General features: G+C 72.0%; 11 protein-coding genes and 1 pseudogene. 8 read left to right on the top strand and 4 right to left on the bottom strand.

The window, feature by feature from the left end; all coding sequences use genetic code 11:
• Positions 1–66: 66 nt before the first annotated feature.
• The 6 genes from KR546_RS03855 (at position 67) to KR546_RS03830 (ending at position 6,724) form a co-directional block, all read left to right on the top strand.
• On the top strand, positions 67–672 hold the full coding sequence (locus KR546_RS03855; RefSeq protein ID WP_238443385.1) for a ribonuclease H family protein: 606 nt from the start codon (positions 67–69) through the stop codon (positions 670–672).
• A 300-nt stretch (positions 673–972) separates the two neighbouring features.
• Positions 973–2,193 carry a poly-gamma-glutamate synthase PgsB gene (gene pgsB / locus KR546_RS03850; RefSeq protein WP_238443384.1) on the top strand — a complete coding sequence of 407 codons (1,221 nt, stop codon included), beginning with the start codon at positions 973–975 and terminating at the stop codon, positions 2,191–2,193.
• The gene (gene pgsC / locus KR546_RS03845) at positions 2,193–2,648 is read left to right on the top strand and encodes a poly-gamma-glutamate biosynthesis protein PgsC (RefSeq protein WP_238443383.1); all 456 of its coding nucleotides are present in this window, start codon (positions 2,193–2,195) and stop codon (positions 2,646–2,648) included. Before pgsB ends, pgsC begins: the two co-directional genes overlap by 1 nt.
• Entirely contained in the window at positions 2,645–3,844 is a 1,200-nt protein-coding gene (locus KR546_RS03840) for a CapA family protein (RefSeq protein WP_238443382.1), read from the top strand. Before pgsC ends, KR546_RS03840 begins: the two co-directional genes overlap by 4 nt.
• The gene (locus KR546_RS03835) at positions 3,841–5,679 is read left to right on the top strand and encodes a gamma-glutamyltransferase family protein (protein ID WP_238443381.1); all 1,839 of its coding nucleotides are present in this window, start codon (positions 3,841–3,843) and stop codon (positions 5,677–5,679) included. Before KR546_RS03840 ends, KR546_RS03835 begins: the two co-directional genes overlap by 4 nt.
• A gap of 1 nt (position 5,680) precedes the next feature.
• Positions 5,681–6,724 (top strand): patatin-like phospholipase family protein, encoded by a 1,044-nt coding sequence (locus KR546_RS03830; protein WP_238443380.1) that lies wholly within the window; start codon positions 5,681–5,683, stop codon positions 6,722–6,724.
• A gap of 53 nt (positions 6,725–6,777) precedes the next feature.
• Here KR546_RS03830 and KR546_RS03825 read toward each other — a convergent pair whose 3' ends face one another.
• From KR546_RS03825 to KR546_RS03815, 3 genes are all read right to left on the bottom strand, one after another.
• On the bottom strand, positions 6,778–8,913 hold the full coding sequence (locus tag KR546_RS03825; protein WP_238443379.1) for a chloride channel protein: 2,136 nt from the start codon (positions 8,911–8,913) through the stop codon (positions 6,778–6,780).
• 70 nt (positions 8,914–8,983) lie between these two features.
• Positions 8,984–10,345: a DUF2254 domain-containing protein gene (locus KR546_RS03820; RefSeq protein ID WP_238443378.1), complete on the bottom strand. Its 1,362-nt coding sequence runs from the start codon at positions 10,343–10,345 to the stop codon at positions 8,984–8,986.
• Between the two features lie 31 nt (positions 10,346–10,376).
• Complete coding sequence (locus KR546_RS03815) at positions 10,377–10,778, bottom strand: hypothetical protein (protein WP_238443377.1); 402 nt, start codon at positions 10,776–10,778, stop codon at positions 10,377–10,379.
• Positions 10,779–10,974: 196 nt separating this feature from the next.
• Here KR546_RS03815 and KR546_RS03810 point away from each other — a divergent pair, with 196 nt between their 5' ends.
• Positions 10,975–11,412 (top strand): VOC family protein, encoded by a 438-nt coding sequence (locus KR546_RS03810; RefSeq protein WP_238443376.1) that lies wholly within the window; start codon positions 10,975–10,977, stop codon positions 11,410–11,412.
• On the opposite strand, the gene KR546_RS03805 is transcribed toward KR546_RS03810, so the two are convergent.
• Positions 11,375–12,490, bottom strand: a complete 1,116-nt coding sequence (locus KR546_RS03805) for a DUF2332 domain-containing protein (RefSeq protein ID WP_238443375.1) — start codon at positions 12,488–12,490, stop codon at positions 11,375–11,377. The two genes, KR546_RS03810 and KR546_RS03805, sit on opposite strands and share 38 nt — an antisense overlap.
• Before the next feature lie 213 nt (positions 12,491–12,703).
• Here KR546_RS03805 and KR546_RS03800 point away from each other — a divergent pair.
• Positions 12,704–13,298: pseudogene (locus KR546_RS03800) on the top strand (hypothetical protein); the annotation flags it as partial.

The raw sequence follows: 13,298 nt of genomic DNA, 5'->3' as shown, positions 1-13,298 counted from the left end.
CGCACCGTCGCCGGCATCCCGGCGCGTCCGGGCCCTGCCACGCGTGTCGATCCTCCTCGCGACTCGATGACCGATCCGGTCACCTGTCGCACCTGTGGCACCACCTTCACGCCCGATCCCGGGTTGGTGGCGCGCTTCGACGGCTGGATCCCCAAGGACTGCCGGGACTGCCATCGCGCCCGTTCGGGTGGCTCGCGGCGCTCCGGCGGATCCCGCTCCCAGGTCCGGGATGCCGACCAGCTCACCGACGGGGTGTTCACCGATGGCTCGGCGACGCCCAACCCCGGTCCCGGTGGCTGGGGGGCCGTGCGCGTGGTCGACGACCAGGTCGTGGACCGGGCGAGTGGCCGGGACCCCGACACCACCAACAACCGCATGGAACTGCAGGCACTGATCGGCGGCGTGGGACTGGTCCCGGTCGGCGAGTCGGCCGTCCTCTGGTCGGACTCCAACCTCGCCGTGCGCACGGTCAACGAGTGGGCGGCCGGGTGGAAGGCCCGAGGCTGGCGTCGCAAGCGCGGTCCCGTGGAGAACCTCGACCTCGTCCGCGAGCTGTACGAGCTGCTCCAGGCCCGACCCGAGCTCGAGGTCCGCTGGATCAAGGCCCACGTCGGCCACCGCTGGAACGAGTACGCAGACCGCCTTGCCGCGGGCGAGGACCCCGAGGGCTGACGCGAGGCGTTTCGCCGTCACACCGAATGCCGCTCGCGCGCGGTCTGAAACCCCGCCCGATGGTGCCGAGGTCCGAAGCAGCCGGGTTTCGTGGGCGGGGCCAGATCCGCCTTGCTGCTGGCGAGGAACCCGAAGCCTGACGCGGGGGTGTGGGACCCGCCGGACGGACGCGGTTCGTCTGGCCGGGGCGGTGGCCCGGTGGGTACGCTCATCTGCGGCCTTCATCCCCACCTTCCGCCCCCTCGCGTGGGCGACACCCCGTTTGGAAGGCCGTTCCCGGACGAGCGAAGTGTTGCCCGCATGCCTGATCTGACCATCGACGACGCCACCCTCGTGGTGGGTGTGGTGGTGGCGTTGATCATGCTGGCACTGGGGATGCGCGAGGGGATCCAGCATCGCCGCCGCCTGCGCCGCCTTCCCCTGCGCATCAGCGTCAACGGCAGCCGGGGCAAGTCGACCGTCACGCGGCTGCTGACCGGCGCACTGGCGGCTGGCGGCGTGCGCACCCTCGGCAAGACGACCGGGACCGAGGCGCGGCTGGTGTTCGGCTGGTCCGGCGACGAAGAAGACGTCGTCCGCCGGCCGGAGGGCCCCAACATCGGTGAGCAGCGCGCGATCATGGCCCGCGCCGCCGACGAGGGCGCCACCGCCGTGGTGGCCGAGTGCATGGCGGTCAACCCGGAGTACCAGCGGATCTTCCACCGCGACCTGGTCGACGTGAACGTCCTGGTCATCACCAACGCCCTGGAGGACCACCTCGAACAGATGGGCCCCACGGCCGACGACGTGGCCGAGGTCTTCGCGGACTCGATCCCACGTGGCGGTGTCGTGGTCGTGACCCACAGTCGCCACCTGCCGACGTTCCGCGAGGCGGCGCTGCGCAAGGACGCGGCCCTGCTGGTCGCCAACCCCAACCGGATCCCCCGTGACCAGCTCCGCGGGTTCGACCACCTCGTGTTCCCGGACCACCTCGCCCAGGTCTACGAGGTCACGCGATGGCTCGGCATCCCCGACGACATCGCCCTGGAGGGGATGCGCTGGGCGCCGCCCGACCCGTTCGCGACCCGGCTGCTGCCCATCGGTGACCCGTGGGACCCGGCCCTGCTGGTCAACGCCTTCCCGGCCAACGACCCCGTGTCGACCCTGGGGGTCTGGGACCACGTCCGCAGCCTGGGCTACCCGGGCGAGGACCTCGTGGTCATCATGAACTGTCGCGACGACCGGATCGAGCGGACCACGCTGTTCGCCGAGGACGTCCTGCCACGGCTGCCGATCGACACCCTGCTGGTCACGGGGTCGGCGACCAGGGCGATCACCCGGGCCGTGAAGAGCGGCGACCTGGACGTCCGGGAGTTCCACGACCTGACCGACCAGCCGGCCGACCAGGTCGTCGAGACCCTCCAGGGCAAGCTGGTCGACCGGGTGGTGCTGGGGGTCGGGAACCTGCACGGCGGGGGCGTCGAGATCCTGGCGGCCCTGCAAGCACTGGCGATCGGGCAGCAACCCGAGGGAGCGCACTGATGTTCGGGACCGAGCTGTACCTGTCGCTGCTGATCGGGGTCGCCGTCAGCCTGGTGTACGCCGAGCGCACCGGGGTCATCCCCGCCGGCCTGGTGGTCCCGGGCTACCTCGCGCTCGTGCTGGACCAGGTGATCTTCGTCGCCTTCATCCTCATGATCAGCTTCATCACCTTCCTCGTGGTCGAGAAGGGCGTGTCCCGCTACGTCATCCTCTTCGGACGACGACGCTTCCTCGCCATGATGATCGTGGGCGTGCTGTGCAAGCTGGTGTTCGACCGGCTGTATCCGGCGCTGCCGTTCGAGGTCTACGAGTTCCGCGGCATCGGTGTCATCGTCCCCGGCCTGATCGCGAACGCGATCGCCCGCCAGGGCGTGGTCTACACGATCACCTCGACCCTGCTGCTGTCGGGACTGACCTTCCTGCTGGTGTTCGCCGTGGGCCTGGCCTTCGGGTGAGCGCCGAGCTGTTCGAACCCGTCACGCCCCCGGTCGACCGCCGTGGGCAGCTCCAGCGACGTCTGCGTGAGGAGCGGCGTCACGCCAACCACCACGCCACCGTGGCCGCGATCGTGACGCTCGCCCTGGTGCTGGTCGGTGGGCTGACCCGCACGGCGACGGCGGATCCCGTCAACCCGGCGTCCCTGACGGTGCTGGACCCGGAGCGTCCCGACGAGCTGTTCACCGCCACGATGGTCGGGGACATGATGTTCGCCCGCGGCGTCGGCGAGATCGTCGAGCGGCGGGGCTACGAGCCGTTGTTCCGCAACGTCCAGCCACTGCTGGCCGGCGACTACGTCAGCGGCAACCTCGAGACCGTCGTGTCCGACGACCCGGACCTCCCCGAGGCCGACAAGCTGATCTTCCTGCAGAGTCCGACGGCGTCGACCGAGGCGATGGTCGACGCCGGCTTCACCACCGTGAGCCTGGCCAACAACCACGCGATGGACCACGGCATCCCGGGCCTGAGCGCCACGATCGAGGCGGTCGAGGGGGCCGGGCTGCACCACGCGGGAGGTGGCCGCGACCTCGACGAGGCCAAGACGATCGACTACCAGGAGTTCGGCGACTTCACGGTCGCCACGCTGTCGTTCACCGACGTCTTCGTCAACGGCTTCATCGCCCGCGCGTTCCAGGGCGGTGTCCTCGACGCCTCCGAGGACACGATGCTGCCGATGATCGTGGAGGCCGACGCCAACGCGGACCTGGTGATCGTCAACATGCACTTCGGCGAGGAGTACGACAACGGCCCGAGTGCGCGCCAGCGCGAACTGGTCGAGGCCGCCTCGGCCGCCGGTGCCGACGTCATCGCCGGCCACCACCCGCACGTGGCCCTCACCGTCGACGTCGTCGGGGACACCCTGGTGTTCTACAGCCTGGGCAACTTCGTCTTCGACCAGGGGTGGTCGCGCACCCGTGAGTCGTTCATCGCCCGCTACGGACTGGACGAGGACGGCTCGGCCATGGTGGAGATCGTGCCGATCTACATCGAGGAGGCGACCCCGCGCGTGGTGGAGGGACTGTCGGGGGCATACCGTCGTGCGCGGATCTTCCAGCGTGTGACCGCGGGCAGCAGCCTGCCGTGGCAGCGCGAGGGAGACGTCCTGGTCGCAGAGTTCGACCAGTCCGCGATGCTCGAGGAGGAGCAGTCGTGACCAACCGTTGGATCAACGCCGTGCTGGCCGTCGTCGTGGCGGTCGGCATGCTCGGCGTGTGGGTCCTCGAGCGCCCACGCCTGGCCCAGGAGCAGGCCGTCTTCCTCGGCCAGCAGGTCGTGGAGGCCCAGCAGGTCGCGCCCACCGTCGACCCGGACGCCCGCGACCCCATCGAGTTCGTCCCGGACGCCCCCGCGCCCACGGACGACGCGGAGGCCGCTCCCACGTCGGATCCCGCACCGGCGCCCTCGATCGACCCGTCGGCGACGGCGTCGGACCTCCCGCCGGCCGAGCCCTACGACCTGGGCGACTACGGCGTCGCGGCCGGCCACCCCATCGCGGTCGACGTCGGGATGCAGGTCCTCGAGGCAGGCGGAAACGCCGTCGACGCCGCGATCGCCGTGTCCTACGTCCTGGGTGTCGTGGAGCCGTTCGGGTCGGGCATCGGGGGTGGCGGCGCCATGGTCGTCCACCCGTGGGAGGGCGACCCGGTCGCCTACGACTACCGCGAGACCGCGCCGCTCAGTGGCGAGATCCCGTCGTCCAACATCGGGGTCCCGGGGTTCGTCGCCGGCATGCAGATGCTCCATGACGACTGGGGCACGGTGTCGATGGCCAGCCTGATCGAGCCGGCTGCCCGCGAGGCCGAGGACGGCCTGGTCGTGGGGGAGTACCTGCGCGAGCGGCTGCTCGCGGCGACCTACCGGATGCCGACCCACCTCATCCCGGGCTTCTTCCCCAACGGCAGCGTCGTCGAGGTCGGCGAGACCGTGTACCAGCCCCAGTACGCCGAGTCGCTGCGCCGCATCCAGGACGAGGGTCCGTCCGCCTTCTACGAGGGACAGCTGGCCACCGACATCACCGACGAGGTCAGCGGCCTGTCGATGGAGGACTTCGCGGCCTACGAGCCCCTGCGGCTGGAGCCGTCCACCGGGACGTACGCCGACTACGGCCTGGTGGGAGCCGGCGCGCCGACCGGCAGCCCGACGGTCATCCAGATGCTCGAGATCGCCGAGGCCGAGGGCGTCGACGACGTCGAGGTCCAGTCGACCGAGGGCTACCACGAGATCTCCCAGGCGTGGCGCGTGGCCAACAGCCAGCGGATCCAGTACATCGGCGACCCGACGATGGAGGAGGTGGACGTCGACGCGTTCACCGACCAACGCCACGCCGAGGCGCTGGCGGAGACCATCCCGCCCGACGGGTTCGCCGACGTGGGGGAGTGGGAGGAGGACGTCCCGCTGTTCACCGACTCGACCGACACGACCCACTTCGTCGTGGTCGACGACGAGGGCACCATGGTGTCGGCCACCAACACCCTGTCGAACTTCTTCGGCTCGGGGCTGATGGTGGACGGCTTCTGGCTCAACGACCAGCTCAAGAACTTCTCCCGCGACCCCGAGTCGGTCAACGCCGTCGGCCCGGGCAAGCGCACCCGCAGCTTCACGTCACCCCTGATCCTGACCAGCGATGGCCATCCCAAGATGGGCATCGGATCGCCGGGTGGTCGTCGCATCCCCAACATGGTCGCCCAGACCATCATCCGGTGGGCCGGCCACGGTGAGGACATCACCAAGGCCGTCGAGGATCCCCGGTTCCACCTGGAGGGGCACACGCTGCAGGTGGAGCAGTCGCCACCGGGCGACGTGGTCAGCGACCTGACCGCCATGGGCTACGAGGTGACCACCGAGGTGCCCACGGTCGAGTTCTACGGTGCCATCCAGGCCCTGATCGTCGATCCCGAGGCCGGACGACTGATCGGCGCCGCCGACGATCGCCGCGTGGGTGCCTGGGACTCCGCCAAGCGTCCGGACGAGCACGACACCGACACCTGACGTGGCCGATGCCCGCGCCGACGACCACGCCCCGCCCGGCGGGGCGCAGCTGCGGGACGGGCGACTCGCACTCGTGCTGTCCGGTGGGGGTGCCCGTGGCGCGTTCGACGCGGGCGTGGTCGCGGCCGTGCACGAGGCCGGCCTGCGACCGCAGGTGCTGGCCGGGACCTCCGCCGGCGCGCTGACGGCCGCGGCGGCCGCCATGGACTGGTCGCCGGACCGCATCCGCTCGCTGTGGACCGACCAGCAGACACGCGACGTCTACCGACCGCGGATGGACGTGCACCGGTTGCTGCGACCGGGCCGGCTGCTCGCCGACCCGCGCACCCTGGCGGGCCGGGTGCTCGGGCTGGGTGAGCAGACCACCACCGAGTGGCTCCTGGACCTGGTCGGGTGGACCTGGCTGTTCCAGCTCGGGCCGTTGCGTGCCCGGCTGGTCGACACGATCGGGGGCGAGGTCCTGCCACTGCGCGACGACGTGACCCTGGTCGTGTCCGCGGTGGACGTCGCCACCGGGGAACTCGTGCGGTTCGCCAACCGTCCGCCTCCGGATCGCCCGATGGACGGGTTGCGGGTCGTCGAGATGACCGTCGACCACCTGCTGGCGTCGGCCGCGATCCCGGGGCTGTTCCGCCCGACCGAGATCGACGGGCGGGAGTACTGGGACGGCGGGCTGGCGTCCAACACCCCGCTGGCGGCCGCACTGCAGCACGACCCGGACGTCGCGGTGGTGGTCGCGTCGTCGGTGCCCAGCGGTCGGCCCCGACCCCCGCAGTCGCTGGGCGACGTCCTGGCGCTGGCCGTCGAGCACACCTTCCGCTCGTCGATCCTGACCGACCTCGACCACGCACGGACCGTCAACGACCTGGTCGCGTCCGGCGTGGACACCAAGCATCGTCGCGTGGACCTGGTGCCAGTCACCCCCGAGGAGCCGATCAGGGGCATCGGCGAGATCCTGGACTTCGAGCCGGCCCAGGCCCGTCGCCTGGTCGATGCCGGCCAGGAGGCCGTCCGCGTCGCGCTCGGACTGGACACCCCGGCCTGACGGTCACCGGGCGCTCGCGGGAGGGCGTGGGCGGTGACGACGGGGGCGGTCGTTCACTCGACGGTCGCCTCGTCATCGGCAACCCCGTCCTGCTGGGCAGGATCGGTCGGGTCGTAGCCGTCACGGCTGGGCACCGTGAGCAGGTGGCGCACCGTCCCGCGCGAGGCGTTGTCGGCCAGCACGACCACCACGTCGCCGGGGGAGAAGCGGGTGTCGCCGGTCGGCATGACGACCTCGCCGCCCCGCCGGATCGTGGTCACGATGGTGCGTGCGGGCCAGGCCACCTCGCGAACGCGATTGCCGTCCGCCAGGCTGCCCTCGGCCACGCGTTCCTCCACGAACGACACCCCGGCGAGGTCGCGCAGCGAGCGGGTCGCACGACGCTGTTGGTCGCCCAGGTGACGGTTGAGGCCCTGCTGGTAGGCACCGACGACGTCACCCCGCCGGACGATGCCGACCAGACGCCGCGAGCGACGTTCGATGACCGGGACCCGACCGATGTCCAGCGCGGCCATCCGGTGCACGGCATTGTGGACCGGGTCGTCGGGATGCACCGCCACGGGTCGCTGCGTGGCCAGGTCCAGTGCGGTCAGCTGGGACACCCGTCGCCTGCCCGAGCGCACCAGCGGGTGGCGCTCGGCGTCCTCGACGTCGCTGCGGGTCACCACGCCGACCAGGCGGTTGCCCCCGTCCACGACGGCGAAGCCGTGGCTGCCGGTCCGCTCGAACAGGTCCACGACCTCCTCCCATGGCTGGACGTCGAGCAGGCTCGGATGGTCCGGGGTCATGGCCTCGCCAGCGGTCACGACCTGCAGGACGTCGATGTCGTCCAGCTCGCCCGGAACGATCCCGCGTTCGTGGAGCGGGTGGGTGTAGACCGAGTCCGGCTCCCATCGGTCGGCCAGCCACGTGGCCACGCCGCACGACAGCATCAGGGGCAGCACCATCCCGTAGTCGCCGGTCAGCTCGAACACGATGATGATGGAGGTCAGCGGGGCCCGGGCTGCCGCGGAGAACCCCGCCGCCATCCCCACCAGGGCGAAGGCCCGCGGGTCGAGGCCGGCGCTCGGCACGATGGTGTCCGCCGCGATGCCCACCATGGCACCCAGGGCCGCCCCGGTGAACAGGGTCGGGGCGAAGGTCCCGACCGCCGAGCCCGAGCCGATCGTGAGCATGGTCGCCGCGAACTTCGCCACCAGGAGGGCGGCCAGCACCCCGATCGCTGCCCAGCCGACGTCGAGGTCACGGGTCAGCAGGGCATGGACCGGGTCGATCAGGCCCTCGATCGGCGGCAGGGCGTCACCGGTCCCGAGCACCTCGGGGACGAACAGGGCGATGATCCCGACCCCGAGACCGCCGATCGCCAGGGTCAGGGGACGCCACAGCCGACGACGAAGCCAGGTGAACATCCGGAAGGCGGCGGCCTCCCCCCGGACGAACGCCAGCCCGAGCCCGGCCGCGGACAGGCCGAGCACCGCGTAGCCGAGCAGGTGCCACGGGTCCGAGAACTGGTAGTCGACGGGCAGGTCGAAGGTGACCCCGGAACCGACCAGCTGGCGGGCCGTCACCGACCCCACGACCGAGGACACGACGACGACCTGCAGCGACCGGGCACGCATCCGGCCCAGGATCAGTTCGATCGCGAACAGCATGCCCCCGATCGGGGCGTTGAAGGAGGCGCCGATCCCGGCCGCGACCCCGGCGCCGACCATGGACTTCATCCGGTCCTCGTCGAGCCGGAACAACTGGCCGACCAGTGACCCCGTGGCGCCCCCCATCAGGGCGATCGGTCCCTCGCGGCCACCCGAGGCGCCGGCCGAGAGCGCGACCGTGGTGGCCGCGAGTCCGGCCAGGGGGACCCGACGGCGGAACCTGCCCCCACGGACGGCCAGGGTCTCCATGGTCCGCACGATGCCCGAACCGGACGCCTCCGGGACCACGTAGGTGACCAGCAGGCCAACGACGAAGGCGCCGGCGGTGGGCAGGAGGAGCAGTTCCCACCACAGGACGTCGCCGCCCCACAGCAGTGGCTGCAGCAACCGGATGCCCAGGATCAACCCGGAGGCCAGGAGCCCGGTCAACAACCCCGTCAACGCCCCCATCGCCAGCATGCTGCCCTCGATGTCGGACGCACGGGCGAGTCGCGTCCGCAGGCGCGACGCCCGGTCGGTGATCGTGGTGGCAGTCATCGGGCCCGACGCTATCCCGTGGTCGCGCCGATCCGGTGCCGGCAAGCATCGATCGGACGCCGCAGGGCCGTCAGCGCCCGTCGTCGTCGCGCCAGTCGGCGAGGTCGGGTGGCAGGTCGCGGTCGGCGGCCGTCTCGAGTCGCTCGAGCTGGTCCTGCACCGCCGGGCGGCGATCCTCCGGCACGACGTCGAGCAGGTCCAGCCACATCGCCCGGAGCCGGCGCACGACCTGCAGGTCCCGGGACCCGTACAGGCGCAACTCGTCCCCGGCCAGGCCCACGTAGTCCTCCCACCCCGGGGTGGGCAGGTACACCCGCGGCTGCCCGTCGGGACCGTCGATCCACGGCTGGCCGAGCGCACGGCCGGACAGCAGGAGCAGCAGGTCGTGCAACTGGTCGATGCACTGCACGGCGGTCGTCGGGTCGTTGACCCCGGGCGAGATCGCGTTCTCGCCGATGTCGACCAGGAGGCGGAAGCCGAACCGGACGTCGGCGGTGATCGTCGCCTCCGCGTCGAGCCGGACGAGGCGCCCGAGGTTGTCCGGCCCGTCGTCGCCCGCGCGGTCGTCCGGCTCCGTGCGGGCGACCCGGTGGTTCCCAACACCCGGTTCAGCGCCGTCCCCGACGTCGTCATCGTCCTCATCGAGGCCGTGGATGGCCAGCATCGGGGCCCCGCCCGGCACGAAGCGGCCCACGCCGACGGCGACGACCACCACGGCGTCGTGCTCGGCGGCCCATGCCGCGAGGGGGTCGACCTCGACGGCCTCGACGACCCCGGGCTCCGGTGCTCGCACCAGGCGGACGGGATCCGACTCCGGCGGCGCGGCAGGGGAGGGGTCACCCGCATCGTGGGACTCGGGGTGGACCCGGCCGACCTGGCGACGGGACTCGTCGGCGATGCGCGCGATGATCGCGGTCCCCCGCGACGCGTGGACGATGTGGTCCACCGAGCGGACGAACACGCCGAGCGACAGGATCGCACCCACGAACGCCAGCGGGATGGCGATCCCGACCACCCGGCCGCTGTCGGGCTCGATCGTGAGGTCCAGCAGCAGCAGGACGACCAGCGCGTACGCGAACGTCCCCGCCGCGGTGAACAGGAACACGTGCGACTGGGTGTCCCGCAGGAAGGTGCGCAGGGCCCGGTGCGAGTACTTGTCACTGGCGAGCTGGAGGACGACCGTGACGATGGTCAGCACCAGCGCGATGATCGTCGCGAGGCTCGTCACGGTGACCGACAACAGGGTCCGGGCCGTGTCGGCGCTGCCGTCGTAGAGCGGGAGTGGCCCGCTGCCGTCGAGGAGCCAGCGGTCCACGGCCAGCGCGCCAGCCGCGGTGACGAAGGCGGTGAGGATGCCGGCTGCCGGGGCCATCCACAGGCGACCACGACGCAGGGGTGCCAGCGTCCACCAGCGCTGCTCGGGCCCGGGCACTCGTGCTCCTGTCTGGGACGGCCATACGGCGTCAGGCGGTGTCGGTTCGTGGGTCGCGACGACCGCCCACGAGCAGGACGCCCTGGGCGACCAGGACCAGCAACGCGTTGGGCACGTGCAGCGCCATGCGGCCGTCGAAGCCCAGGAACACCTGGGCGACGACCAGCCCGAACGCGACCACGGCCAGCACGAGCAGCCACGGTCGGACCAGCCGGGCACGCAGCAGCAGGCCGACGACGACGATCTGGGCGATCGAGACGAACCCGATGACGTTGGCGCCGACGATCTCGTGTGCCAGGACGAACGTCCGGTTGCCGGTCAGCACGTGGCCGGCGGTCAGGCCCTGCACGACGACGAGCACGACCTGGACGAGGGTCAGGACGACGAGGCTGGTCTCGAGTCTCGTACGTCGCGTGACGAGGGGCGTGGTCACGGTCACGGGAGTCCTCGTCGTTGGTCGGGGCATGACGATAGTGGCTGGGACCGGTGACCACGACGACGTGCTCCACACGTTGCCGTCTGAATTCCTGATAACACTGATTATGCTGAACAATTGCGACTTCCGAGGGGCGTTGGCGTGCACCGCGGGCCACCCGTCCCCCGGCAGGTCGCCCACTAGCCTCCCCCGCATGCCCATCACCCTCGACAACGTCGCCATCGCGGTCCGGGACCTCGACGAGGCGATCGCCTTCTTCACCGACCTCGGCCTGGCCGTGCTCGGCCGCGACACGGTCCGTGGTGCCTGGGCCGACACCGCCGTCGGGCTGGACGGCAACCACGTCGCGATGGCGATGCTCCAGACGCCGGACGGCCATGGTCGGTTGGAGCTCTTCGAGTACATCCACCCCGACGCGATCGAGACGACGCCCACCCGCCCCAACGAGATCGGCATGCACCGGGTCGCCTTCTCGGTCGACGACCTCGACGCGGCCCTCGAGATCGCCGCCCGGCACGGGTGCCACCCGTTGCGTGGGGTGGCCAACTACCAGGACGTCTACCGGCTGACCTACGTCCGTGGACCCAGCGGGATCATCGTGATGCTGGCCGAGGAGCTGGCGCAGGACTGACTGCGGTGCGGTCGCCACGGGTGTCGGCCAGCCACGACATCCACCGGCCGCGCGACCAGCACCGGCCGATGGCCTCCGAGCGCAGGGTCTGGGCCTCGACGATCGTCAACCCGACGATGCTGTGACCGGAGCCGCGCCGATCACCCAGGGTCGGGACGGCCGGCGCGACGCCCACGCCCTCGACCGTGATCCAGGCCACGGGCCGGTCGGTCGCCGACGCGTCGAGGTGCTCCATCATCCGGAGCCGCTCCTCGCGGGAACGCCGGGCGAGTGACCACGTGGTGACGACGACCGGCAGTGCGTCCAACGGCATGTCGGCGACGACCTCGGACAGGACGTCGACCGCGTCACCGCGCACCACGGTCGGTGGCGCCGACGCCGCCAGGGCCAGCTCGTCGTCCAGGCGGGCGCGTCGCTCCGGATGGTCCGGCGGGACGCAGGCACGCAGCCAGCGGGTGTCGTCCGGATCGGTCACGTCGAACGGGTCACGGTCCACGAGGATCCGCGTGACCACCTCCGGCAGGACGCGCCACGGCACGCTCCGGTCGCCGACCACCTCGGCGGTGTGGCGGACCGACGACGGGTCCCCGAGCATCCCGCCGTCGCCGTGGCGCACGGCCGCCCGGTCCACGGTGAGGTTCAGCCCGGCCCCACCGTCCAGGTCCACCATCCCGATCGTGGACGCGCCCACCCGGGCAGCGGCCTCGGCGATCGCGGGGTGCAGCACGGCGCAGCGCCCGGTCTCGTCGGCGCGGACCGGTCGGCGTGCCGCCGTGGCCATGACCAGGTCCGGCGTCGTCACCAGCAACGCGACCGCGGCGACCGCGGCCGCGTCACCGTCGCGGTCGGCGTGGGCCGAGGCGAGGGCCGGCGCACGCCCCGCCAGGGCGAGGTCCTGCAGTGCCGCGAGGACGGCCGAGGGTCGGCGGCCGTGCGCCGGGGCCGCCGCGATCGCCCGCATCGCCTCGTCGGACTCGGCCAGGGCGATCGCCACGCGCGCGTCCAGCGGCGAGGTGCGCGCAGCCTCGCCCTCCCCGGCACGCCGATAGCTCCGGGCGAGCGTGCGGGACTCGACCACTATGGTTCCTGCGCTCCGGGACAGAGCGGCGACGATAGCCGTCACACCACCTTCCGCGACCGGCAGGACGCGTGCCCGACCAGCGCCACGAGGGACCGCGAGATCCACGAAGAGTGGTGTTGATGCTCCCGGTCGGACGGCTACAGTGGCGCCTCGCGGGGGCATCTTCGGGGACCCGTCCCACCGACGGGCAGCTGCCCCCAGGTCACACACATGGTCCGAGTCGGTCGCATCGCCACGGTCGTGGTCACCACCACGATCCTGCTCGCCGCTGCGCTGCCGGTCGCCGCCGAGCAGGCGGCTCCCGGCACGGACGCCAGCGCCTCCCCCGGTCCGGCGGAGCCCACCACCTCGCCGTCGCCGACCCCCAGCCCCGATCCGTCGCCCGAACCGACCGAGCCCGACGATCCGACCGAGCCCGACGAGCCCGACGAGCCCGACGAGCCGGACGAGCCCCGGCCGAAGCCGACCCGGACGTCGCGGCCGCCCACGCCGACCGACGACCCGGAGCCCGACCCGTCGCGGAGCGACGAGCCCGACCCGACCCCGTCGCCCTCACCGTCGCCCGGCATCGGCGACATCCCCGGCTCGGGCATGCAGATCCCGTCGGTCGGCGGCATCACCGACGCCGAGGTCGCACTGCTGCAGGAGCGGGTCGCCGCGCTGCAGGCCGAGCTCGACGAGCTCGCGGCCGAGGAGACCGACGCCCAGCGTGCCGCCGTCCGTGCTCGCGACGACCTGGCAGCGGCCGATCGTGCCGCCGTCCGCGCCGCCGAGGCCGTGGAGAGCGCCGAGGCCGCCGCCGAGG

It is taken from the genome of Salsipaludibacter albus (genome assembly GCF_019798055.1).
Taxonomy (GTDB): Bacteria; Actinomycetota; Nitriliruptoria; order Nitriliruptorales; family Nitriliruptoraceae; genus Salsipaludibacter; species Salsipaludibacter albus.
This window is presented reverse-complemented; position numbering and strand designations above follow the sequence as displayed.

Coding starts and splice junctions, on each gene's coding strand:
- KR546_RS03855 (WP_238443385.1), top strand. CDS start 67: ATGACCGATCCGGTCACCTGTCGCACCTGTGGCACCACCTTCACGCCC.
- pgsB (WP_238443384.1), top strand. CDS start 973: ATGCCTGATCTGACCATCGACGACGCCACCCTCGTGGTGGGTGTGGTG.
- pgsC (WP_238443383.1), top strand. CDS start 2,193: ATGTTCGGGACCGAGCTGTACCTGTCGCTGCTGATCGGGGTCGCCGTC.
- KR546_RS03825 (WP_238443379.1), bottom strand. CDS start 8,913: ATGACTGCCACCACGATCACCGACCGGGCGTCGCGCCTGCGGACGCGA.
- KR546_RS03810 (WP_238443376.1), top strand. CDS start 10,975: ATGCCCATCACCCTCGACAACGTCGCCATCGCGGTCCGGGACCTCGAC.